Here is a 21,281-nt window from a genome sequence, read left to right as displayed (position 1 = left end):
AAGGCCAGCTCTTATGATTGAATACTTAAATGATAAGGGCTGGCTTAATTTTCTTAAGGGCGAATTCCAAAAAGATTATATGATTTCTCTATCTGAATTTCTTGATTCAGAAGAGGAAGTCATTTATCCAAGGCCTGAAGAGTTCTTTGCGGCTTTGAATCTTACGCCACTAGAGAATGTAAAGGTTGTTATTCTTGGACAGGACCCTTATCACGGCGAAGGACAAGCTCATGGCCTAAGCTTTTCCGTGAAGAAAGGTGTTAAGATCCCACCTTCTCTTAGAAATATCTATAAAGAGCTAAATGGAGATCTTGGCCTAGATATTCCTGAACATGGATATTTAGAAGAATGGGCCAAGCAGGGTGTTCTTCTCTTAAATAATTGTCTGACAGTTCGTAAGGCACAGGCCGGTTCTCATCACAAAAAAGGATGGGAGAAGTTTACGGCAAAGATTATTGATATCATCAATGAGCATTGTGAAAATGTTGTCTTTATTCTTTGGGGTGGTCCTGCTCAAAAGAAAGGTAAGAATATCGATGAGACAAAGCACTTGGTGATTAAGTCCCCGCATCCTTCTCCACTTTCATCGTATCGTGGCTTCTTTGGTTCAAAACCTTTTTCACAAGCGAATGCCTATCTCATTGAGCATAATCGTGAAGCTATCTCTTGGCAGATCACTAACTAGGCCAATTGTTATTAGTGCTAAAGCATGCTTCCTTGTTCTTTGTGAGTAAATAATCACACCAATTAAAATAAGAAAATTTACATGTATAAAGCCGAGTGCTTGCGCTAAATCATAACTTATCTCTATCAATGCCGTGTAAGCTGTAATGAACCATTGAGCGTAATTAAAATATTCAATAAAGAAGAGATTAAAGAATAGAATGGGATAGATGAGAGTGAAGATACTCGTCAACAGTGGCGAGAGAATGATTGTTGCTGGATAAATAACCCCCGTAAATTTATGTGCAATAAAAAGCTGAGCAACAAAGAATAGAAGGTACATCTTATAGATTCGATATTCTTTTATTGAAAAAATTAAACCAAGAAATAGAGTACTCAAATAAAACGATAGGGGTGAGTAGCGATAGGTACCAAAAAAAAAGTCTGTTGTTAAAAAGAAGAGAAATATCTGCATCTTAGAATAATTAGTCTCTCTTACTTTGTTTAAAATAAAAAAGCTTCGAATGAGGGCCACCCGTCTAAATGAATAATAGCCAGGAAGAAAGAAGTAAAATCCTAAGCATAGAGTGAGCTCCACTAGGTTTGAAAATCTTGGATATCTTCTTCTTAGGAAATAGAAGATAAGAAAGAGTGAGCTTAGATGTAGCCCAGATGGAGTCATCAGGTGAAGTAGGTTTAAGTGAGCAAGTTTTCTTTTAAGTTCTTTATCGAGTCCCCACTTTTGTCCGGTCAAAACTGAACGATAGAAATAGAATTCGGATCTATTATCAAAGCTGGCCTTGGTTTTTACCGGTAGCTTTAGCTTTGGTGGGCGTGCATACTGCCTATTGTCATTCCCCTGAAATAGGGGGTTAATGAGTAAAAATGCTAGAAGAAAGATAATATTGAAACGCATTGCAGCTTTATAAGTCAAATTTGAGTAATTAACAGGATTTTTGAAGGTTTCGGGAGTTTTTTTTCTCATTTGAAAATGGTAGAAAAAACATCTAAACGGAGTAATGACAAAATGAATTTATTGGTAAATAAAGCACTACAGGATTCGATTGAAACTTATTTTAAAGAAGATGATTTAAGTCGTAACCTGAACTATATTCAGTCTCTTCCTAATGATGAAGTTCACTGTAAGTTAAAGATTAAAGATGACATGGTCTTATGTGGCCTACCTTACTTTGTGGAGTCCTTTAACTATCTAGGTGCTAACTTAAATTACGAAGACTTCAAAAAATTTGAAGGTCAAAAATACACTAAAGATGAAATGGCCGAAATTGAATTTAAGCTTCCTTTTTCAATTGCGTTAACTGGTGAGCGTATTGCTCTTAACTTAATTCAAAGAGCATCATCAATTGCAACATATACAAATAAATTTGCAACTCTTGCTCTCGATAGTGGAGTCAAAATTCTTGATACAAGAAAGACTCTTCCTGGTTATCGTGCTCTTGAAAAATACGCTGTTGTCACGGGTGGAGGAAATAACCACCGCTTTGGTCAAAGTGATATGTGGATGGTTAAAGATAATCATAAGTCATTCTTTGGTGGTGTAAAAGAAGCAATCGACTTCTTTAAGTCAAAGAACTCTTTCTACACACCAATTGAAGTTGAGATTCACGATCTTAATGAATTACATATTGCACTTGGTGAAGGTGTGAGACATATCATGCTTGATAACTTCTCTCCTGAAGAGATTAAAGAAGCGGTAAAACAGAAGCCAGAAGGTGTTACTTTTGAAGTTTCTGGTGGAGTTCGTTTAAATACATTAGAGAGCTACTTAATTGAAGGTGTTGATGCCATTAGTATTGGTGCCCTTACTTATGATGCTCCAGCAGTGGACTTATCACTAAAGTACGCAAGAGGGTAAAGAGTTGAATAGTTACGACTTTGATGTTCTGATTTTAGGTTGTGGAATTGCTGGTCTTGCTACTGCAGCAAAACTTGCTGAAAGTAATTTAAAAGTAGGAATTGTTACGCGTGCAAAAGATCCTCAGGTTTCAAATACGTTTTGGGCCCAGGGAGGGATTATTTATCCAAATGCAAGTGATGATGCTCTAGGAAAGGATATTCAAGTTGCCTCGTCAAATACTTCAAATCCGCAAGCGATTGAAACGCTAAAGAATTTTGGAAAATTAGCGATCGATGAGCTCTTACTAGAAAAAGCGAATGCAAATTTTGAAAGGGATGAGAATAACTCATTAAAATATACAAAGGAAGCGGCTCACTCGATTGAGCGAATTCTCTACCGTGGTGATTACACTGGTAAGGAAATTCAAATTAGTCTTTTAAATTTACTTAAAGATCAAAAGAGCTATCCAACAGTACATTTCTTAGAAGCACACACGGCCATTGATTTAATTACGGCCTCTCACCATGGGATTTCAATTTCTCAACGTTATGAAGAAAGAAAGATTCTTGGTGCCTATCTTTTAAATCAAGAAAAGGGCAATGTTGTAAAGGCCATGGCAAAGAAGACTGTTCTTGCCACTGGTGGAGTCGGTGCGCTTTATCTTCACCACTCAAACTCTGGTGCAAGTCGTGGTGATGGTATTGCCATGGCAAAAAGAGCAGGTGCAGATATTATCGATATGGAATTCATTCAATTCCACCCAACGACATTCTATGATTCATCTTCTCATGGTCGCTTCTTAGTTTCAGAAGCGGTGCGCGGTGAAGGTGGTGTTCTCGTTAACTGTAATGGTGAGAGATTCATGGGCAAATACCATCCAGAGATGGAGCTTGCTCCTCGTGATGTTGTTGCTCGCTCAATAATGGAAGAAACAATTGAGACTAGACACGAGTGTGTTTATCTCGATATTTCACATAAAGACGGAGAGTGGATTAAAGAGCGCTTTCCTACAATTTATAAACACTGCCTAGAGTACGGCATTGATATGACTAAGGAGCCTATTCCTGTTGTACCTGCTGCACACTATACATGCGGTGGAGTGAAGATTGATATGAAGGGACAAACTTCAATTAAGAATCTCTACGCTGTAGGTGAAGTATCTTGCTCTGGACTACATGGTGCTAACCGCTTGGCTTCAACTTCTCTGCTTGAAGGCTTAACATGGGGCTACCTTGCGGCCATTGATATTTCAGAGACTGTGGACGAGGAAACTCTTTACTCTCATCTGCAAATTAAGAATTGGCAAGAAGAGTACGCTTCAATTGATAAGGCCCTTGTTCAACAAGACTGGATGACTTTAAAGCTTACGATGTGGAATTATGTTGGCCTTTCAAGAACGACAAATCGTCTTAAGCGAGCGCTTGCAATGTTTAACGAAATCAATGACGAAGTCTCTCGCTTCTATCGTAGTTGTAAACTTGATGATAGCTTGATCGGATTAAGAAATGCCATCGAGGTATCAACGATGATCGTTAAGTCTTCGATGAGAAATAAAGAATCGATTGGTTGTTTTTTTCGTAAGATGTAAAAAAAAAGAAGGCCAACACCCTTGAGAGAGCTGGCCCGAGAGCAAGTATGAGTTGCGAGATTTCCTGCTTATCTACATCCAGTAGAAGAAGACTAGGTATGATATATCGTCTCTAAAAAAGATTTGTATCTGGCCGTATTATCCTTGAGACTAGTGACGTAAACACGATTGCCAGGCGTTTCAAATTTAAGCTGCAGATTTAATGAAGTTGAGTAAGCTCGTTCCCCATTGGTTTGGTGAAGCTATAAGAGCTGCTTCAAAACTAAGAACTTCTTCAACTTCTTCTTTAATTTCTTCGATATCTTGAGTTTCCTCATAAAGATCGAATTTATTCTGGTCACCATCTTTGATAACCTTATAGACTTCAAGATCCAGTTCACAATCTTCAATGATTGAATTCTTTAAAGTGGAATGCTTCCATGCATTCCCTACGATCTTACATCCATCAAAATTGCAATCTTCAATATGTGAAAATTCGAAGCTGCAATTTTCAAACGTACAGTTGATAAATTTACACTCTCTCATTTTTGAACCAAAGAAAATGCAAGACTTGAAGTTAACAGCGATAAAAGTGGTTTGAGAGAAGAGAGAACCAGATATGGTTAAGTTACTTAAATCACTTGATTTTACTAGCTCTTTTTCAATTACTTCATACTGTCCATTTGTGAAGTCAGATAATGTCTCAGTCATAATGAAGTTTGTTAAAGTGGCCATGTGATCCCTCCAAGCCTTGCTTAATTTGTGGATTAGTTCATCCACACTTGAATCATAACCATTCTTGACTAGTTGCGTCAAGCAATAAAATTGCATCAAGAAATAAAAATTAAAACCGATAATGATATTAGGGACTTTTGGGGCATAAAATTTCAGGCCGCAATTGCACCACAATGAAATATCAGTAAGTTGCAGGTATTTCAATTTGCAAGGAGAAGAATATGTCTGAATTTAACAAAGAGAAATTAGACGATTATTTAGGAATTATTAGAAAGTACATGCAGGTGAGAGGGCCAATGACTCAAAAAGATCTTGCTGAGTCAACTGGGCTTGGGGTTTCTACTGTTTCTCGCTTCCTATCAATGAAGACAACAGAGATTAATCCTCAGGTAGTCGCTAAAATTACAGCTGAATTAGATATTCCACTTCATGAAATGATCGATTTTGTCGAAGAGCACTTTGCGGATCACTTTATAAGACTTGTTAAATTCTATAAAGGTGATGAAAAGAAAGAGCAGCCGACTCAACAGGCAGCGCCACAACAGAATGCGGCGGCAGGTGGTGGCTTTGAAGATGCACTTGTCGACACGATTAAAAGTGGCACAGCTGGAAATGCTCAAGTTAACGCTAATCCAACGATGAAGATTGGTGGAAAAACGAGAACAATGCCATTTGTTACTGATACGAGTAACGAAGATGTTTTAAAAGAGCGTATGGCCCAATTAACACCAAGACAAAAGGCTTACGTTGCTGACTTTTTAAGTCTTGATATCGACGCTAGAGATTTAATTGTCGATCTTGGAAATGACTTATTTAGATACTTTAGACAAAGGGGAATGATTGCTTAATGCATATTAAAAAGGCACTCCTTGCATTCTTAATTTCATCTGCGGTAGTAGCACTTCCGCAAACGGTGGAATTTGTCTTTTTATCTGCAGCTCCTAAGCAAACTCTTTTAGAACAAATTCTTTATAAAAATATCTCTCGTAAAATTGCTCAAAATGATGATCATTGTGTCGAGATGGGCGATGGTTGCTTTGATCCACAAACAGGTTATATGGTTGGAAAGTCTGGAAAAGACTATGTCGATCAAGAATATGGAACTCCTGATAAGGATGTTGCTGTCGAAAATACAATTGATTCAGATATGATTCGCTGTACTGGAGCATACTTTGATATTTTCTGTGGCAAGGCCAAGAAGGTTGAAAAGAAAAAAGCACCTAAGTATGAAATCTGGATTGATACAAGCGCATCGCTAAGAAACTCTGACTGGTCTAAGAGTGGAGACACTTGTTATCGTAGAAGTTTCGTTAGCCGCCTAACCTATGGCTGTCCTGTGACAATCAAGGCTTTTGATTCTTCAATTAGAGAAATTAAAAATGACCTCTACCTTTGCCAAACAAAAGGCGGGAATAATACGCAAAAGATTATTCGTTGGGTGAAGAATTCAGATGCAAAGCATCTATTTGTCCTCACTGACATTGATGAAGCAAAGGGAGAGCTTATGGACTTCCTAAGTAATATTGGTGCAACGATTCATGGTGTCGGAAGCAAGGGTTTTTATCCAGAAGATCTATTGAAATTAGCAGATACGCTAAAAGCATCTTGTCAAAAATAGTAGAAATAGCTACAAATAATCATGTTTAAAAAACTTCTAAAATGGTCGAAAGACACTTATACAGAGCTTCCTTGGCGAAGAAATAGAACTGTTTACAAGACACTTGTTTCAGAAATTATGTTGCAACAAACAACGGTCGGTACAGTTCAAAACCACTTTGAAAGATTTCTTTTAATCTATCCCGATATTGAAACTTTGGCCTCTTCAACTGAAGAAGAAATTTGTGTTGCCTGGAAGGGTCTTGGTTACTATCGACGTGCACGAAACCTTAGAAAGGCCGCAATTGATATCGTTGAAAACTTCAATGGTAAAATTCCAACAAAGTACGAAGACCTGATCTCTATTACTGGAATTGGAGAGTACACGGCCAATGCTATTTTAAGTATTGGACAAAATAAGAGCGCACTTTCAATTGATGCCAATATTGAAAGAGTTGTCAGTCGTATTTATGGTATTCAAGGGGCCAAAGGGCCAAAGCTTCAAAAGTTAATTAAGAAAAAATTTGAAGATGGAGAATTTCCTGAAATTGCAAAGTTCAAGGGACGTGATATTAACGAGGCCTTAATGGATCTTGGGCGTATCTATTGTCAGGCCCGAAGTGCAAATTGTGTGGGTTGCCCTGTTTATAAAGACTGTGTTGCAGGAAATTCTAAAGATGCCCTTGAGTACCCAGAAATTCCTGTTAAGAAGATTGCTAAAACCTATGAACTTGATCTTCTTAGAGTTATTGTGAAAGAAAAAGATTCAATTCTAGGATATCGCAAGGCCGATGATCAATGGCTTTCAGGTCAAATTGAATGCCCAACATTTATTTTAAAGAGTGAAGACAAGAAGCTTAAACAATACCCTGAGTTAGACTCAAAGCTTTCTTATAAGAAGTTAAAGAAATATAAGACAGCTATAACAAAGTATAAAATCACAAATTATATTCTTGAAATTTCACATGCTGAATTTAAAAAGAGTTACACTGGTGCTTTTAGAAAGTATAAGCTCAATGAAAAATTGAATATCTCAACGGCAACAACTAAGGCCCTTGATAAAATCTAATGAAAGTAAATTGTTTCACGGCCATTAAAGATTTACTCAATAAAGAAGGCATTAATATTCCCCATGGACGTGTTTATGAATTCTTCGACTCTATTGAAAATGAAGCCTTTATTAAGCATCGTCTAAGTGAGTTAGCCGTTGGGGATCTAATTCTTTGGCGTAAAAAGGTTATTCCTAGTAGTGGTGACACTGGTCATATCGCAATTATTCGTGAAATTCTAACTGATGGTTGGATCAAGGTTTACGATTACTCAAAGCAACCCCATTCAAATGAAATATGTTCTCGACCTGGACTTGGTGAAGGGGAGATGAAGTTAATTCTAGATGGTGATGAAATTCTTGGATTTATTTGGTCTAAGGAAGTTAAGAAGACCAAGATGACAAAAGTCCTGGGGATTTCTCCCCAAGACTTACCTAAAATACTTTAAGTTTTATTCTAATTCTTTAATAAAGAAAGTGTAGATATCGGCAACTTCTTTGAATGTTTCAAAGCGTCCTGAAGCACCAGCGTGTCCGGCATCCATATTTGTCCATAGAAGTTTAACTCGAGAGTCTGTTGCATTATCGCGAAGTTTATAAGTCCACTTCATTGGTTCCCAATAAGTAACACGAGGATCGTTTAAACCTGCAATGGCAAGAACTGCTGGATAATCTCTCTTTTGTACATTTGAATACGGACAATATGATTTGATATAATCAAAGTATTCCTTATCATTTGGATTTCCCCACTCTTCATACTCAAGCTGAGTTAGGGGAAGACTATCATCAAGCATTGTGTTTAGAACGTCGACAAACGGAACATCTGCGCAAGCGGCACCAATCAGATTTTCAGTGTCTAGATTGATTGTTGCTCCAACAAGCATACCACCGGCACTTCCGCCCATGATCCCGATTTTACCTTTGGCAGTATAACCTTCATTGATTAGGTACTTGGCACAGGCGTAGAAATCTTTGAAAGTATTTTGTTTCTTTAAAAATTTTCCATTCTCATACCATGAGCGTCCCATTGTAGAACTTCCACGAATATGTCCGATAGCATAAACAAAGCCACGATCAAGAAGTGAGATATTATTTCGATTAAACCATGGATGAATTGAAATCGAATAAGAACCATAACCATAAAGAAGACACTTGTTAGGATCTCCGATCTTTGTTGTCTTTGCTCTAATGATTGTCATTGGAACCATAACACCATCATGTGATGGAATAAATTTTCTTTCAACGACATACTTATGCTGATCAAAGCCTGGAACTTCAACTTGATGGATACGTGTTGATTCTCCTGTTTCTACATTATAGTCATATGTTGTACTCGGAGTTGTTGGAGAGCTATAGTTATAACGATAAACTTTAGTATCAAAGTTTGCGTTATTACCACCACCTACATGATAGGCATCTTCAGGAAAAGTAATTTCTTTTCTTTCATCGCTTTTGATTACAAGAAAGTGATTAAGTCCTTTTTCACGGAAGCTTACAACTTTAAAGTCTTTAAAAACATTCAAGTTTGTAAGGTATCTTTCACTGCTACCTTCTACCTCAACCGTTGCTGAAGCATAATCTGGCCTTGCAATCGGTGTTCTTAAGATAGAGAAGTTCTCGCTAAACTTATTTGTTAGAACTAAGAAGTCATTACCATCTGTTTCTACCGTGTATTCAATTTTGTCTTCTTTAGGGAAAATTTCAATTGGATTTAAATCGCTAGCATCAGCTTTAAGGTATGAAATTGAATTATTTGCAGAACCACCAGCATTGATAAGCAAGTACCTGTGATCCATTGTTTCTTCGATTGTTAGAAAATACTCGCCAGACTCTTCTGTATAAATAACTTTATCAAAAGAATTTGTCATATCTGTTACGTGAACTTTAAATGGACGCATATTTTCATCCATTTCAATATAGGCATAGTGTTTTGAATCATTAAACCAAACAGGGCCGCCATTGATTTTCTTAGGGCCTTCAAGAATGATCTCATTTGTTGATAAGTCTTTAATATAAAGATCGTAAAGCTCATCGCCATTGTCATCAATTGTATAGATTAGATAACGATGACAAGGTGAGATTTCAAATGTTCCAACATCAAGAAAGTCTCGTCCTTTTGCTAATTCATTTTCATCGAGACAGACTTGTCTCTCATCTGTGCCAATGTGACGACGAAAATGAATAGGGTAATCTTTCCCTTCTTCATATCTTTCAAAGTACTCATACTCATCATGTGGGTATGGGCATGTTTCATATGTTTGAAGTTCACGAGATTTTAATTCTTCAAAAATTGTATTCTTAAGTTCTTCAGAGTCACTAAGATAGTTTTTGAAGAGTTCATTTTCTTCATTAAGAAATTTCATAACATCACTATCTTCTTCGCGATTTCTCATCCAGAAATAGTCGTCAGTTAAAATCTGATCGTGAATCTTTGTTTCGTGTGGGATTTTTTTGGGTTGAGGGTATTTCATCTTGTCCTCCGTGTTTGAAATGTAAGGAAGGGAGTGAATTGCGTTAGCAATACACTCCCATAAAGAGTTAAGGTATAAGCCGGGTCCTGTATTGGACTATCATTCGTCTAGGCCAGCAGTTACCCACTGGCTCGAGCGCTTAACCCGTCAACAAGGGCTGGCTACCCCATGAGTCGACCTATTCAAGCTTGCACCGCCTAGAGTTTACCTGTTTTCACTACAGCAGGTGAGACGAATCTCTCACTGATTGGCCGGCCAAAGCTACCCCAATCGAGTTCAAACCCCTGTACTTCCTTTCTGTTGCACTTGTCCTAGTCTCACGACCGACGGGCGTTACCCGCTAAGCTGCCATATGGTGCCCGGACTTTCCTCCCGTCTATTACACCGAAGCATAATAAACCAGCGATAGTCTCCTTAACTCTTTGCGAATTTATGCCCTATGTCACATTGAATGTCAAAGGTTTACACACTAACTAGTCATGCTTTATTTGAGTATGGTAAAACTTTTTTTAATTATATTCGTATAAGTTTTAAAGCCATTCGCCATGGAGAATTGATGAAATATATTTTATTGGCTCTTGTGTCATTTTCAGCAAGTGCAAATCTTAAGAATTATGTTCGTGAATATTTAAAAGATTCAACAGAAGTAAAAGAAGCGAGTTACAATTTTGAGCTTTCAAAACTTACTCTTGAACTTGAGTCTGGGGACAAAAGACCTTGGACGTTAGGTGTTCTTGCTCAACATGATGATGTTGGCCTTATTTCAAATCCAAATAATCCAAACTTAGTAAATACATACAAGGCATTCAACTCAGGTGTTGAATTATCTAAAGAAAATGTTTGGGGTGGAAAGTTTTCGATCACAGGATCTTATATTGATTTTAGTGGTGGAACTGAGTACGAAGGTTATAACCAAGAGGTCTCATACACTCAGGACCTAGGAAAGAACTTCTTTGGTCGTAATGACGATGCTGACATCAAAATTGCAGAAAAGAATGTCTACTCATCTAAGTATGCTTTTGATGCTGAAGTTTCTCAAAATGTCCTCGAATTTATCGAAACATATTATAACTACAAAAAAACAAAGACACTTATTCAGCTTAAAGATGAAGCGATGAAGCGTGCTGAAAAAAGACTTAAATTTGTTCAAAAGCAAGTTAGAGATGGCCTAAAGGAAAGAGTTGATCTCTACTCTGCTCAAGCGTCTGTTAATTCTGTAGGTGAGGAGCATGCAGAATTAGAGTCTCAGCTTGAAACTTATAAGAAATCACTAGAGAGTAAGTTAGAAAGATCCCACTCATTTAATGATATTGATTTATATAAAATTGAAAAAATTAAAATGGAAACAATCACAGATGGTGAAATCGATTCCAATCTTACTATTCAAGCATTAAATAAGAAGCTTGAATCATTAAATACAGCAATCGAGAAATATGACAATTCTGTATTCCCAACTATTGAATTAAGTGGTGCATATAAGACCAATAGTTATACAGTTGCGGGAAGCGGGAATGTTTTTAGTGATGGTACATTTGGATCTGATAATGATGCGACTGAAGTCGGTCTACAAATTGTTATCCCTCTTGGTATGACAGTTGAGAAGAATAACTTAAAAGAAGCAAAAATTAATAAGCTTAATACTGAGTATCAGCATCGTCTTGCCAAGATTAGAACTAAGAATCAATTAGATGCACTTAAGAATACAATTCGTCTAATTGATAAGACGATCGATCTTGTTCTTAAAAGACATAAGTTAGCAACTCTTTCAGTTGCAGAATATAACAAGCTATACTCTCGTGGTCGTGCAGACTTTGATAATGTAATTTCAGCAGAAGAAAGGCTTATTAGTACTGAAAATAAATTCGTTGAATATATCAGCCGACGCCAAAAACTATACTTCAGCTTACTTGATATCTACGGAAAGCTTGGTAACCACTTTCAATAAAAATTTAAAGTGTTCGTAGGGTGCTTGGGAGAATTAATCTTCCACACCCTCGGCATAGAATTAAATCCTTCCCATTATTAAACTCAGCACATTCACCAGCAGAATATGTTAGACGACAGCTGCCACAGCTATTTCCTTGGAGAAATGTAGCTGCAGTGTGATGGTTTTTTACTTTAGCCTTTAAATATAGTGCTTTTACATGTGCACCCACTTCATCGAGCAGGCCATCAATTTGAGTATTGAGATTATCGATTTTAGTATCATTATTTGATTTAATTTGTGCTACCTCTTCATTGATTTCAGAGATTGTCTCATTGATTCCCTTCACAAATTCTTGCGCTTCAGAAACTGTCGCTTCAATTTCCTCTACCTTTTCAAGTAGCTCTAATATCGTATCTTGTTTTAGATTTGAATCTTCTTCTAATAAATTGATCGTTTTTTGTATGGCCTCTTCTTGTTGGCCACTCGATACAGAATTCAAATTTTGTCTCGCTTGTTCGAGCTTCTTATCTGTATCAAAGAGTTCCTTCTCAAGAGAATTTAAACTCGCTTTAGTTTCAGTGAGTTGTAGATTAAGTTGATCGATTGACTCAGTCTTGTTGCTTAATTGTTTGTTTAAAAAATCGATTCGCTTCAACTCTTCGTCTGTTGCGTTCTCTAGGCCGTCGATGACCTTTTCTAAATCCATGACATCTTTTAGATATTTTAAGTTTTCCATTTGTAATTAATAACATATTTACCTAGCAGTCGCGATTGGAATATTTGTTTATTTAAGGTGATAATAGGGAGATAGGAGTTATAATGCGCGGAAGTATATTCGGAAAAATGTTTTCAATGACTACCTTTGGTGAGTCACATGGCCCTGCCTTGGGTGTTGTTTTAGATGGTGTCCCTAGTGGACTTGATTTTAATTTAGAAGATCTACAGGCAATGTTAGATAAGAGGGCCCCTGGGCGTTCTAAGGGTGTAACAGCAAGAAAAGAGCCTGATCAAGCCGAAGTCCTTTCTGGAGTTTTTGAAGGGAAAACATTGGGAACTCCAATCGCAGTTATTATTCGTAATACTAATCAAAGAAGTAAAGACTACGATAAATTAAAGGATAATTATCGTCCTGGACACGCTGATCGAACTTATGATCTAAAGTACGGTATTCGAGATCATCGTGGTGGTGGACGCAGTAGTGGAAGAGAAACGGTTTCGCGTGTTGTGGCTGGCTACTTCGCGAGTTTGGTTCTTCCTAAAGTAAAAGTTAATACTTTTATTTCTAAGCTTGGGCCGTTTGAATGTGAAAATATAATTAAGAGTTTTCCACAAAATCTTGGAACATATAACTTTGGTGATCCAACTAAAGATGATGAAATTGAAAAGTATCTTATCGATCTTAAGGCCAAAGGCGATTCGATTGGTGGTCGCATTTCTGTTAATATCGAAAATTGTCCAGTTGGGTTAGGAGAGCCTGCCTTTGATAAATTAAAGGCCGATCTTGCAAAGGCCGTTCTATCAATTGGAGCATGTGTTGCTTTTTCTTTTGGTGCAGGATCAAAGATGGCCGATATGAGTGGGCAAGAGGTAAGTGCAGATAGCGCTAATTTTGGTGGAATTGAAGGTGGCATTAGTAATGGCGAAACAATTAATCTTGATCTAACTTTCAAACCAACTTCAACAGTTGGAGCAAACGCAAAAGAAGGCCGTCATGACCCATGTATCCTACCAAGGGCCGTTGTTGTCGTTGAGTCAATGGTTAGGGTAGTATTGGCGGATCACTTTCTAAGACAGAAAGCATACGAGGTATAATTTGTCTGAAATTAAACTATTTGAAGAAATTAATGACGTAAACAAAATATTAAACGAGATTGACTCTGATCGAATCCTCGTTATTTTAGACTCTAATATTAATAGTCTCTATCTCGATCTTATCGATGTAAGGGAAGGTCTTGAGATCTATATCGCCCCAGCTGGTGAAGATTGTAAAAATATCTCTGAAGTTGAAAGAGCATGTGAATTCTTTATAGAAAAAGGAGTACACCGTGGAGCACATCTGGTCGCTATCGGTGGAGGAGCATGTTCAGACTTTGCAGGTCTTGTGGCCTCGCTCCTACTCAGAGGAATTAAGTGGAGTGTTATTCCAACAACACTTCTTTCAATGATCGATGCAAGTATTGGTGGTAAGGTTGCTGTTAACTCAAAATTCGGTAAGAACTTAATTGGAGCATTCCACCTTCCAGAAAAAATTTATATTTGTGCAAAGTTTTTAGAAACGCTAGCAGAAGAAGACTTTATCTCTGGTCTAGGTGAGTTGGCGAAGTATTACTTCCTTGATGAGCAGGTATTCAATTTAATAAATAACGAAGCAAGCTTTGATGAAATCACTCTTCGTTGTGCTAAGTATAAGCAAGAAGTTGTTGAGCAAGACTTTAAAGAAGGTGGCATTCGAAAGGTACTTAACCTTGGTCATACTCTTGGTCACGCAATTGAAAAAGTATACGAGCTTCCACACGGTGTTGCAGTCTACTGGGGACTCAAATTAATCTTTAATATTTTTCATCGAGATGAAGAAAGTGAATTCTTAAATCAATTCTCAGGTATCTTTGGCCTAGACGCTCTAATGTGTCCTTGGGAAGATTCTCTACCTGTTGAAGAGATGATGGATTATATTGCAAAAGATAAGAAGATCATTAGTCGTAATGCAATCGAAGTGATTCTGCCAAATGGGATTGGAGCACCGACGATTCAGACAGTTTCGCTTGATGATATTAGACAGCACTTACTTGATTACGCTAACGGTAAGGGAGCAACAAAGGACTTTATTAAGAAAATAAAAGTTCCTTCATCTAAGTCGTTTGCCAATCGTGCACTAATCCTCGCTGCAATCTACCCACAAGACGTGCAGCTTATGAATATGCCTGAATCAACTGATGTTGTTAATATGCTTAGTTGCCTTGACAGTATTGGTCTTACAATTGAAAAAGCCGATGATGGAATTATTATTCGTGGCTCATTCCCTGAATGTGAGATTGAAACAGATGATGTTATCGAACTTTATACAGGTGATGGTGGAACGACAAATCGATTTATCATTCCGCTACTTGCTCTAGGTAAAAATAAGTATAATTTGATTCCTAGTGAAAAGATGTTCGAAAGACCAATGGATGAACTCGCTAATGTACTTGATGACCTTGATGCTGTTGTAACAAGAGATGAAAATACATGGTTTCAAGTTCAAGGACCAGTGAGTATCTCTAGAGGTGTGTACGAGGTTGATTGTAGCCGCTCAACACAATTTGCAACTGGTCTTGCAATGGCCCTGTCGCCACGTGATATTGATGTCGAGACTGTTAATTTAACAACGAGTCGTCCATATTGGGATATGACATTAAACCTAATTGAACGTTTTAAAAATGGGGAACAAGTTTTTGAGGTTCCTGTTGACTTTAGTTCTCTTGGATATCCGCTGGCCTATGCTTGTTTGACGGGTCCTGTGTTAGTCGAGAATTGTAAGGGAATCGATCGTTTTCAAGCTGATAGTAAGTTCATTGGGCTGCTTGAAGAATTAGGTGGACAGTTTGACTTTACTGCCAACGGCTTACTATTCAATGGTATGGATAACTTAAATGGATTTGAGATTGATTGTCGTGATTGTCCGGATCTAATTCCAACACTATGCTTTTTGGCTTCATATGCATCTGGTGCAACAATAATTAGAAGTGTTGAAGTTCTAATTCACAAAGAGTCTGATCGCTTGAATGCTGTTATGGACTTAATGAAGCTCTATGATATTGAACATCACTATCACGAGGAAGAAGACTATCTCGAAATTATCGGAAGAAAGCCTGATGGAAGATCGGTTGACATCGTTCCACCCCGAGATCACCGTATGGTAATGGTTTCTTACCTTTATCAATTAGTTAATGGTGGTGGGAATTTAGAGAATAGAGATTGTGTTGAAAAATCATTTCCTGACTTTTTTGAGGTTATCGCCTAGTGAAGAAGGTTGAAGTCATAATAGTTTCAGTATTTATTACGATTTCAATCTTCTGCGAAATCTTTGGTTATCGTGGAAATATATATCCATTCTTCAGTTGGCAACTTTTTAGCTATGAGAGAGTTAAGTGAGTCAGCAATTAATTATTAAAGTATTCTACTTACTAACTTTTTCGTTTATTAGTTATTTTCTCTATGACTTAACACCAGTTAGTTCAAATGAAAATTGGCTCAAATCTCTAATTCTTTGGTTCTATCCTTTTAAAACGATTTTGATTCCATCTCTTGTCTTAATACCGGTAACCATAGGTTGTATAAACGATTTTAAAACAAAGTATTTTAGAATTGCATATAGTCTTGTTCTCTTGGTCTTAATCGCATTAATGAATGGAGCAGACTTTGATCATGATCTATTTCTTTGGCTCTATGTATCCGTTGTTATTGCATTTATTCCAGATAAAAATATTTTGAATACTTCAAAGCTATTAATTACTCTTGCATATTTTATGTCTGGTTTTTGGAAGTTGTACTATGGAGTAATTGGGCTATTTTCTGATGGCCTTAATTCTTATCTAAACTTTTCTGGCCTAAAGAGTATTGTCATAAAAAGTAATCCAGCAGAGTGGGTTGTCGACATTCCTACAATTTGCTTTTTTATTGTTGGCCTATTTGTTCTCTTAATTGAGTTATCTGGTTTAGTTCTTTATTTTAAAAATAAGTACTATCTAAAGTACTGGGCTCAAGTGATGATTGTTTTTCATATGATGACTGTTGTCTTCATGAAAATTGAATTTGTCGGAAATGTTGTGCTTATTAGTTTGGTATTTGCTGATTTACTAAATACTAAGAAAGAACAATCCAGCCCATATCTTCGCAAATGTACTGAAGAGTGAAGTTACGAGATTCATCTAGGTTTACGTTCTTTTCAACGTCAAAAAGACCATTTTTTGAGGCAATTCGACGATTAGTAGGATCAATTACTGGAGACTGACTCCACTTTGATTTTTGAACTCGAAAATTGATAATCGAATCAATATCAGTAGGATTTTCTGGAAGTTTGTATGTCATCCCGCTTTTAAGCGTTACGCAAGTATTATCAGCACTTGAAATAAGAAAGTTATTGCCAGATTTTCTTTTCACTCTAAAAAAGCTGTGAGCAAACGCTTTATACGTAAATAAAGAGAATATGGTTGTGAAAATAAAATTTCTTCGTTTCATAAACTTATTATATACTATATCCATATATTTGAAGAAATAAAAAATGGAGGAATATCTATGTCAACTCTAAGAAGAGCATCAATAAACTCAAGTACTGGAGCGCACTCTGTAAATACAGGTGCTGATTTATATTTCTCAAATCAATTCAAGGCTTCTAAAGTATGGAATTCTGTCTGGAATGATATTGCAGACTTCCAGCTTCTAAATGATGAATTAAAGCCTGGAAAATGTTATTTCGACACAATCGAAGGTGCTAGAATCTGTAGTGAAAGATGCCAGAAAAGCGTCATTGGTATTGCTTCAGATACTTTTGGATTTGGTGTTGGACAAGGAAATGCAGGCCTTGAAGTGCCAATTGCAATTGGTGGTTGGGTACTTGCCTATGTCGACAAAGACTATGATCCGGGTACTCCTCTAACAAATGATGAGCACGGAAACTTGACTGAGATGACATTAGAAGAAAAACGTGACTACCCTGAAAGGCTTGTTGCTATTTATAAGAAGCCTGAGCTTAAGGATTCATTTGGCGATAAGAATCATCAAATTGTTGTCGATGGCCGTCACTGGGTGAAAGTAAAGTAATAAAAGGTCTATTATGATAGTCTTATCAATAGCTTTCTCGGAAGCTTGTAACCTAGATTGTAGTTATTGCAATGTTGATAAGCTTTCGAAGAAATCAATAAATACAGATCTATTTCTTGAATCATATAAAAAGGTTCGTGCACAGAAACCTGATGAGCTAATTCAAGTGGATTTCTATGGTGGAGAGCCTCTTCTTCACTGGGATAAGATTGTCTTTGTCACAAATGAATTAAAAGACGAAGAAAATGTTCAATTCTATATGCCGACAAATGGTTTACTGCTTGATCAGGAAAAGGTTAATTTTCTAAACGAAAATAATATTCGAGTCTCTTTGTCCTACGATGGCCTTTGGCAGGATATGAATCGCAAGCAGCACGATAGCCGTGGAACAAATTACTTATACGAAAAGAAACTTCCAATTATAAAACAACTTAATGACCTTACTTGCCACTCGATGATTTATGCTGGCAATAGCAATCTTCTTGAAAATCACCTCTATATTAAAAAGGTACTTAATCTGAATCCTGACCTTACTCTTATCAGAGATGTGGATGTCTGGAGTGAGGAAAGTGCAATTGCTGTTAATGAAGGCTTTAGTGAATTAGTAGACTGGTATATTGAAAATGTCGATGAAGTAGAGATGCCACAAATAATTCTCACTTACCTAAGACATATTCTACGTTACACAGCAAAAGATATAACAATTGATTATTGCGGAGCAGGAGATACGCATTTATCTTTTTCAGAAGATAAGCTAATTGCCTGTAATCGCTTTAAAGATGACGACCTTTATCTACAAATTCCAGAATATAAGAATATGGCCGCTTGTGAGAGCTGCAGTGTAAAAAAATTCTGTAGAAAAGGTTGTTTATATGAGAACATTAAGAACGAAGGACCTATTGAGAATATATGCATAATGTATCGCCATTTTTATAAGGAAGTACAACGCATGATTTCTGAAATAAGGTCAAATAAATATTTTACTAGAATCTTGAAAAGAGAAGTTTATGAATCTTAAAGCATTAAATCGAAGCATGTACTTAGCAGCTGAACATTTATTTGAAGCTGGAAAGCATATGTTGCCAATTGCTCCTGAGTATGGAGAAAAGCTTATGCTCGAAGCTGATGAAATATTATCAATGATTAAGCCAGAAGAAGAAAAAGTTTCGGATGAAAAGTTAGATGATATTTTAGATGAGATTCTCAACGTGGAGATAGATTAATGGTCGCCTATAATTTTGAAAATCCTGCGAAAGCGTCTCAAAAACGCGTCGCAAAGAAATACTTTACTCTAGAAATCACAACCTCAGCGTTATGTGATTTAAATTGTACTTACTGCTTTGAAGGAGAGAAGGTTGATAAGGCCCGTCTCGATAATGAGCTACCAGTTATCTTTAAAAGAATCGATAGTATTCTTGCAGATAAGAATTGGTTTCAAAGTAAGTATGATGGTTTGAATATTTCACTTTGGGGAGGAGAGCCTACTCTCAATCCAAACTTTATTATCGAGTTAATGAATAAGTATCGTGATCACGAAAATGTTGATTTCCACTTATACACTAACGCTTTCAATATTCATAATATGAGAAAGATTATTGAGAATGTTGATACAAGTAAGCTACATGTTCAGGTGTCATATGATGGCCGTGCTGTTAACGATAGTTATCGATTAATGAAGAATAAAAAACCTTCAAGTAATCATGTCATTAACAATCTTTATGAACTTGCTGGTCTTGGGATCAATGTAAGTATGAAGGCGACTCTTCCTATTGATAGTATGGAAAGCCTTTATTCTTGTTGGGAAGATTATTACGATATTCAAAAACTTCTTTGGAAAGTTTCAAAAGATATTAATATTAGTTACTCACCAACGATTGATTATATTACAAAGTTTTCACTTGATGAGAAAAAGGATGCGATAAAGATCTTTAGAGCAGAATTTCTAAAAATCGCTAAGAGAGAAATTGAATTCTATAATGAAAATGGACGCTACCTTTGTTCATGGTTTGGTGGAGAAGATAACCGTAAACACTGTTCTGCTGGATATAATATGGCGGCAATTGATCAACGTGGAAATCTCTATGCTTGTCACGGGGCCATTTATTCGAAACATAAGGAAGAGTTGGCTTATAGTGATATCAATGATGATGCGTTCGTTGAAAAAATTAGTGCATATACTCAAAAATTTGAAGAACCACTTAAGAAAATTCACAAAGACTGCCAGGACTGTGTCGCTACAACTTGTATGATTTGTCCTGTAGCAAGTCATGAGAAAAGTGAAAAGACAGACTTCTTCGAGAAGTGGACAGATAATTGGGTTAACGAGCTTTGTGGTTTCTTTAAAACATTTGGTGAAATCGACAGGGCCGTTCAAAAACATATATTCTCTGCAAATGCGATGACTAGAGAAGAGTATATGGACAAGGAGGTAACAAATGGCGTGTAGTGGTGGACACTGCTCTTATCATAATACGGGACAAGCGACTTGTTCTGGACACCGTGGTGTTTGTTCTGCAAATAGAACCTATGGATTAAGCTCTGGTATTGTTAGTGGTGGTATTGTTTACGGTAGCCATGTTAGGGCTTTGAGAAATGTTATTGCCGCTGAATTAACACGTTACCGTAGTCACTCAATGTACAACCCTGCAAATCCAACGGACTCTTACGCTAGGGGTGCGACAATATCAAATGGTGTTGTCAGTAATATGACTGCTCGAATAAATCAGCTTTCTCCTGCAAATGATACTGCTTGGAGTGGCGCAAACCCTTCTCCTGCTGACAATAGGCCAAAGGGAGCTGATGATGGAACAGCTGGAGGTTCGTCAGGAGCTAGAAGCTGGAGTAAGCGAGGACAGTATTTAACAAGAACTCACTTACAAGAAGTTTTAAATTACTATAATACAATTAGAGCTGACTGTATTTGTAACTCTGACTGTAACTGTAACGCCGTTTGTTCTTGCCATAACAATTGTGGTTGTCACTACTAAATATTAAAAGGATTTAATTATGTTATTATATGATGTTGCTTCAGTTGAGGATCGTGGGTCACACTGGTATGTGACAAATGTTTTTCCTCATACACTAGATCCAATTGAAAGACAGGAAAAGCTTTTAAATCTTTCCGCTGTGTCTGCATCAATTATTAAGCATGCCTTAACAGAAGGTATCGAAGTTAGAATTGTTAAACCAATAGAATATAACGAAGTCATGCCACACGAAATTAAGCTTATTAGTGGTGATTCAAGTGATTATAATTTTGCGAGAGAATCGGCCATTAAAAAGGCCCGAATGGTTGTTACGCAAGATCTTGCTTCGGTTAGTGGTTATACGTTCTATAGCTATATGTGTTTAAATAATGAACTTTGCGATAAGGGTTATTTCATTACGGCCGAAAATCGTGAGTCAAAATATTTAGAAATCTTAGAAACAGGTAATGAAGACCTTATTCAAAAGCTAGAAGATTACCTGAATATGCGCGATCAGATCGAAAGAATCAGTGCTCTTAATAAGAAATTTGATCATTTTAGAAAAATCGTTAATGAAGAAGAGTGTACTGATAAGATCGAGGAGCTTACGAATAAGTTCTTAGAGGATTATTATTCAACATTCTTCTAGAA

General features: G+C 36.8%; 22 protein-coding genes and 1 other RNA gene. 17 read left to right on the top strand and 6 right to left on the bottom strand.

Going from position 1 to position 21,281, the window contains the following annotated elements; genetic code table 11:
* Positions 1 to 13: 13 nt before the first annotated feature.
* Positions 14 to 685 (top strand): uracil-DNA glycosylase, encoded by a 672-nt coding sequence (ung, locus tag ABMA78_RS05585; RefSeq protein WP_392857856.1) that lies wholly within the window; start codon positions 14 to 16, stop codon positions 683 to 685.
* Here ung and ABMA78_RS05580 read toward each other — a convergent pair.
* Positions 620 to 1,648 (bottom strand): ComEC/Rec2 family competence protein, encoded by a 1,029-nt coding sequence (locus ABMA78_RS05580; protein ID WP_392857854.1) that lies wholly within the window; start codon positions 1,646 to 1,648, stop codon positions 620 to 622. The genes ung and ABMA78_RS05580 overlap by 66 nt on opposite strands.
* Before the next feature lie 42 nt (positions 1,649 to 1,690).
* Here ABMA78_RS05580 and nadC point away from each other — a divergent pair, with 42 nt between their 5' ends.
* Positions 1,691 to 2,539: a carboxylating nicotinate-nucleotide diphosphorylase gene (gene nadC / locus ABMA78_RS05575; RefSeq protein WP_392857853.1), complete on the top strand. Its 849-nt coding sequence runs from the start codon at positions 1,691 to 1,693 to the stop codon at positions 2,537 to 2,539.
* Positions 2,540 to 2,543: 4 nt separating this feature from the next.
* Positions 2,544 to 4,109 (top strand): L-aspartate oxidase, encoded by a 1,566-nt coding sequence (nadB, locus tag ABMA78_RS05570; protein ID WP_392857852.1) that lies wholly within the window; start codon positions 2,544 to 2,546, stop codon positions 4,107 to 4,109.
* 186 nt (positions 4,110 to 4,295) lie between these two features.
* Here nadB and ABMA78_RS05565 read toward each other — a convergent pair whose 3' ends face one another.
* Entirely contained in the window at positions 4,296 to 4,823 is a 528-nt protein-coding gene (locus ABMA78_RS05565; RefSeq protein WP_392857850.1) for a pentapeptide repeat-containing protein, read from the bottom strand.
* Positions 4,824 to 5,044: 221 nt separating this feature from the next.
* On the opposite strand from ABMA78_RS05565, the gene ABMA78_RS05560 reads away from it, so the two are divergent.
* The 4 genes from ABMA78_RS05560 to ABMA78_RS05545 are packed head-to-tail and all read left to right on the top strand — an operon-like array spanning position 5,045 to position 7,916.
* Complete coding sequence (locus tag ABMA78_RS05560; protein ID WP_392857848.1) at positions 5,045 to 5,671, top strand: helix-turn-helix domain-containing protein; 627 nt, start codon at positions 5,045 to 5,047, stop codon at positions 5,669 to 5,671.
* Positions 5,671 to 6,441 carry a hypothetical protein gene (locus tag ABMA78_RS05555; protein WP_392857845.1) on the top strand — a complete coding sequence of 257 codons (771 nt, stop codon included), beginning with the start codon at positions 5,671 to 5,673 and terminating at the stop codon, positions 6,439 to 6,441. Before ABMA78_RS05560 ends, ABMA78_RS05555 begins: the two co-directional genes overlap by 1 nt.
* Before the next feature lie 21 nt (positions 6,442 to 6,462).
* A complete protein-coding gene (locus ABMA78_RS05550) occupies positions 6,463 to 7,488 on the top strand; it encodes a hypothetical protein (protein ID WP_392857844.1) in 1,026 nt (341 codons plus the stop codon).
* Positions 7,488 to 7,916: a hypothetical protein gene (locus ABMA78_RS05545; RefSeq protein ID WP_392857841.1), complete on the top strand. Its 429-nt coding sequence runs from the start codon at positions 7,488 to 7,490 to the stop codon at positions 7,914 to 7,916. The genes ABMA78_RS05550 and ABMA78_RS05545 overlap by 1 nt, the downstream gene beginning before the upstream one ends.
* Positions 7,917 to 7,919: 3 nt before the next feature.
* On the opposite strand, the gene ABMA78_RS05540 is transcribed toward ABMA78_RS05545, so the two are convergent.
* Both ABMA78_RS05540 and rnpB read right to left on the bottom strand, forming a co-directional pair.
* Positions 7,920 to 9,938, bottom strand: a complete 2,019-nt coding sequence (locus tag ABMA78_RS05540; RefSeq protein WP_392857839.1) for a S9 family peptidase — start codon at positions 9,936 to 9,938, stop codon at positions 7,920 to 7,922.
* Between the two features lie 59 nt (positions 9,939 to 9,997).
* An RNA gene (gene rnpB / locus ABMA78_RS05535) (RNase P RNA component class A) lies at positions 9,998 to 10,360 on the bottom strand.
* A gap of 134 nt (positions 10,361 to 10,494) precedes the next feature.
* Here rnpB and ABMA78_RS05530 point away from each other — a divergent pair.
* Positions 10,495 to 11,883: a TolC family protein gene (locus ABMA78_RS05530; RefSeq protein ID WP_392857838.1), complete on the top strand. Its 1,389-nt coding sequence runs from the start codon at positions 10,495 to 10,497 to the stop codon at positions 11,881 to 11,883.
* A gap of 4 nt (positions 11,884 to 11,887) precedes the next feature.
* Here the strand turns inward: ABMA78_RS05530 and ABMA78_RS05525 are convergent, their stop codons facing one another.
* Entirely contained in the window at positions 11,888 to 12,601 is a 714-nt protein-coding gene (locus tag ABMA78_RS05525; RefSeq protein WP_392857836.1) for a zinc ribbon domain-containing protein, read from the bottom strand.
* A gap of 83 nt (positions 12,602 to 12,684) precedes the next feature.
* Between ABMA78_RS05525 and aroC the strand changes: the two genes are divergently transcribed.
* The 3 genes from aroC (at position 12,685) to ABMA78_RS05510 (ending at position 16,757) form a co-directional block, all read left to right on the top strand.
* Entirely contained in the window at positions 12,685 to 13,677 is a 993-nt protein-coding gene (aroC, locus tag ABMA78_RS05520; protein WP_392857835.1) for a chorismate synthase, read from the top strand.
* A 1-nt stretch (position 13,678) separates the two neighbouring features.
* Positions 13,679 to 15,865, top strand: coding sequence for a hypothetical protein (locus tag ABMA78_RS05515; protein WP_392857833.1), 2,187 nt, complete (start codon positions 13,679 to 13,681; stop codon positions 15,863 to 15,865).
* Between the two features lie 127 nt (positions 15,866 to 15,992).
* Positions 15,993 to 16,757 carry a hypothetical protein gene (locus ABMA78_RS05510; RefSeq protein ID WP_392857830.1) on the top strand — a complete coding sequence of 255 codons (765 nt, stop codon included), beginning with the start codon at positions 15,993 to 15,995 and terminating at the stop codon, positions 16,755 to 16,757.
* Here the strand turns inward: ABMA78_RS05510 and ABMA78_RS05505 are convergent.
* Positions 16,708 to 17,082 (bottom strand): hypothetical protein, encoded by a 375-nt coding sequence (locus ABMA78_RS05505; protein ID WP_392857829.1) that lies wholly within the window; start codon positions 17,080 to 17,082, stop codon positions 16,708 to 16,710. The two genes, ABMA78_RS05510 and ABMA78_RS05505, sit on opposite strands and share 50 nt — an antisense overlap.
* A 57-nt stretch (positions 17,083 to 17,139) precedes the next feature.
* Here ABMA78_RS05505 and ABMA78_RS05500 point away from each other — a divergent pair, with 57 nt between their 5' ends.
* From ABMA78_RS05500 to ABMA78_RS05475, 6 genes are read left to right on the top strand one after another with little or no spacing between them, the layout of a single operon-like run.
* Positions 17,140 to 17,664 (top strand): hypothetical protein, encoded by a 525-nt coding sequence (locus ABMA78_RS05500; RefSeq protein ID WP_392857827.1) that lies wholly within the window; start codon positions 17,140 to 17,142, stop codon positions 17,662 to 17,664.
* Positions 17,665 to 17,677: 13 nt separating this feature from the next.
* Positions 17,678 to 18,682, top strand: a complete 1,005-nt coding sequence (locus tag ABMA78_RS05495; RefSeq protein WP_392857826.1) for a radical SAM protein — start codon at positions 17,678 to 17,680, stop codon at positions 18,680 to 18,682.
* Positions 18,672 to 18,887 carry a hypothetical protein gene (locus ABMA78_RS05490; RefSeq protein ID WP_392857824.1) on the top strand — a complete coding sequence of 72 codons (216 nt, stop codon included), beginning with the start codon at positions 18,672 to 18,674 and terminating at the stop codon, positions 18,885 to 18,887. The genes ABMA78_RS05495 and ABMA78_RS05490 overlap by 11 nt, the downstream gene beginning before the upstream one ends.
* On the top strand, positions 18,887 to 20,110 hold the full coding sequence (locus ABMA78_RS05485; RefSeq protein ID WP_392857822.1) for a radical SAM protein: 1,224 nt from the start codon (positions 18,887 to 18,889) through the stop codon (positions 20,108 to 20,110). Before ABMA78_RS05490 ends, ABMA78_RS05485 begins: the two co-directional genes overlap by 1 nt.
* Complete coding sequence (locus ABMA78_RS05480; RefSeq protein ID WP_392857819.1) at positions 20,100 to 20,651, top strand: hypothetical protein; 552 nt, start codon at positions 20,100 to 20,102, stop codon at positions 20,649 to 20,651. The genes ABMA78_RS05485 and ABMA78_RS05480 overlap by 11 nt, the downstream gene beginning before the upstream one ends.
* Before the next feature lie 19 nt (positions 20,652 to 20,670).
* Positions 20,671 to 21,279: a hypothetical protein gene (locus tag ABMA78_RS05475; protein WP_392857816.1), complete on the top strand. Its 609-nt coding sequence runs from the start codon at positions 20,671 to 20,673 to the stop codon at positions 21,277 to 21,279.
* Positions 21,280 to 21,281: the final 2 nt, after the last annotated feature.

Source organism: Halobacteriovorax sp. RZ-2 (assembly GCF_043196685.1).
Classification (GTDB): Bacteria; Bdellovibrionota; Bacteriovoracia; order Bacteriovoracales; family Bacteriovoracaceae; genus Halobacteriovorax_A.
The sequence above is the reverse complement of the archived record's forward strand: the minus strand, read 5'-3'. Positions and strand labels throughout refer to the sequence as shown.

Excerpts from the sequence above, each read along its gene's own strand:
- ung (WP_392857856.1), top strand. The coding sequence starts at position 14 with ATGATTGAATACTTAAATGATAAGGGCTGGCTTAATTTTCTTAAGGGC.
- ABMA78_RS05580 (WP_392857854.1), bottom strand. The coding sequence starts at position 1,648 with ATGAGAAAAAAAACTCCCGAAACCTTCAAAAATCCTGTTAATTACTCA.
- nadC (WP_392857853.1), top strand. The coding sequence starts at position 1,691 with ATGAATTTATTGGTAAATAAAGCACTACAGGATTCGATTGAAACTTAT.
- ABMA78_RS05565 (WP_392857850.1), bottom strand. The coding sequence starts at position 4,823 with ATGGCCACTTTAACAAACTTCATTATGACTGAGACATTATCTGACTTC.
- ABMA78_RS05560 (WP_392857848.1), top strand. The coding sequence starts at position 5,045 with ATGTCTGAATTTAACAAAGAGAAATTAGACGATTATTTAGGAATTATT.
- ABMA78_RS05555 (WP_392857845.1), top strand. The coding sequence starts at position 5,671 with ATGCATATTAAAAAGGCACTCCTTGCATTCTTAATTTCATCTGCGGTA.
- ABMA78_RS05550 (WP_392857844.1), top strand. The coding sequence starts at position 6,463 with ATGTTTAAAAAACTTCTAAAATGGTCGAAAGACACTTATACAGAGCTT.
- ABMA78_RS05545 (WP_392857841.1), top strand. The coding sequence starts at position 7,488 with ATGAAAGTAAATTGTTTCACGGCCATTAAAGATTTACTCAATAAAGAA.
- ABMA78_RS05540 (WP_392857839.1), bottom strand. The coding sequence starts at position 9,938 with ATGAAATACCCTCAACCCAAAAAAATCCCACACGAAACAAAGATTCAC.
- ABMA78_RS05530 (WP_392857838.1), top strand. The coding sequence starts at position 10,495 with ATGAAATATATTTTATTGGCTCTTGTGTCATTTTCAGCAAGTGCAAAT.
- ABMA78_RS05525 (WP_392857836.1), bottom strand. The coding sequence starts at position 12,601 with ATGGAAAACTTAAAATATCTAAAAGATGTCATGGATTTAGAAAAGGTC.
- aroC (WP_392857835.1), top strand. The coding sequence starts at position 12,685 with ATGCGCGGAAGTATATTCGGAAAAATGTTTTCAATGACTACCTTTGGT.
- ABMA78_RS05505 (WP_392857829.1), bottom strand. The coding sequence starts at position 17,082 with ATGAAACGAAGAAATTTTATTTTCACAACCATATTCTCTTTATTTACG.
- ABMA78_RS05500 (WP_392857827.1), top strand. The coding sequence starts at position 17,140 with ATGTCAACTCTAAGAAGAGCATCAATAAACTCAAGTACTGGAGCGCAC.
- ABMA78_RS05495 (WP_392857826.1), top strand. The coding sequence starts at position 17,678 with ATGATAGTCTTATCAATAGCTTTCTCGGAAGCTTGTAACCTAGATTGT.
- ABMA78_RS05490 (WP_392857824.1), top strand. The coding sequence starts at position 18,672 with ATGAATCTTAAAGCATTAAATCGAAGCATGTACTTAGCAGCTGAACAT.
- ABMA78_RS05485 (WP_392857822.1), top strand. The coding sequence starts at position 18,887 with ATGGTCGCCTATAATTTTGAAAATCCTGCGAAAGCGTCTCAAAAACGC.
- ABMA78_RS05480 (WP_392857819.1), top strand. The coding sequence starts at position 20,100 with ATGGCGTGTAGTGGTGGACACTGCTCTTATCATAATACGGGACAAGCG.
- ABMA78_RS05475 (WP_392857816.1), top strand. The coding sequence starts at position 20,671 with ATGTTATTATATGATGTTGCTTCAGTTGAGGATCGTGGGTCACACTGG.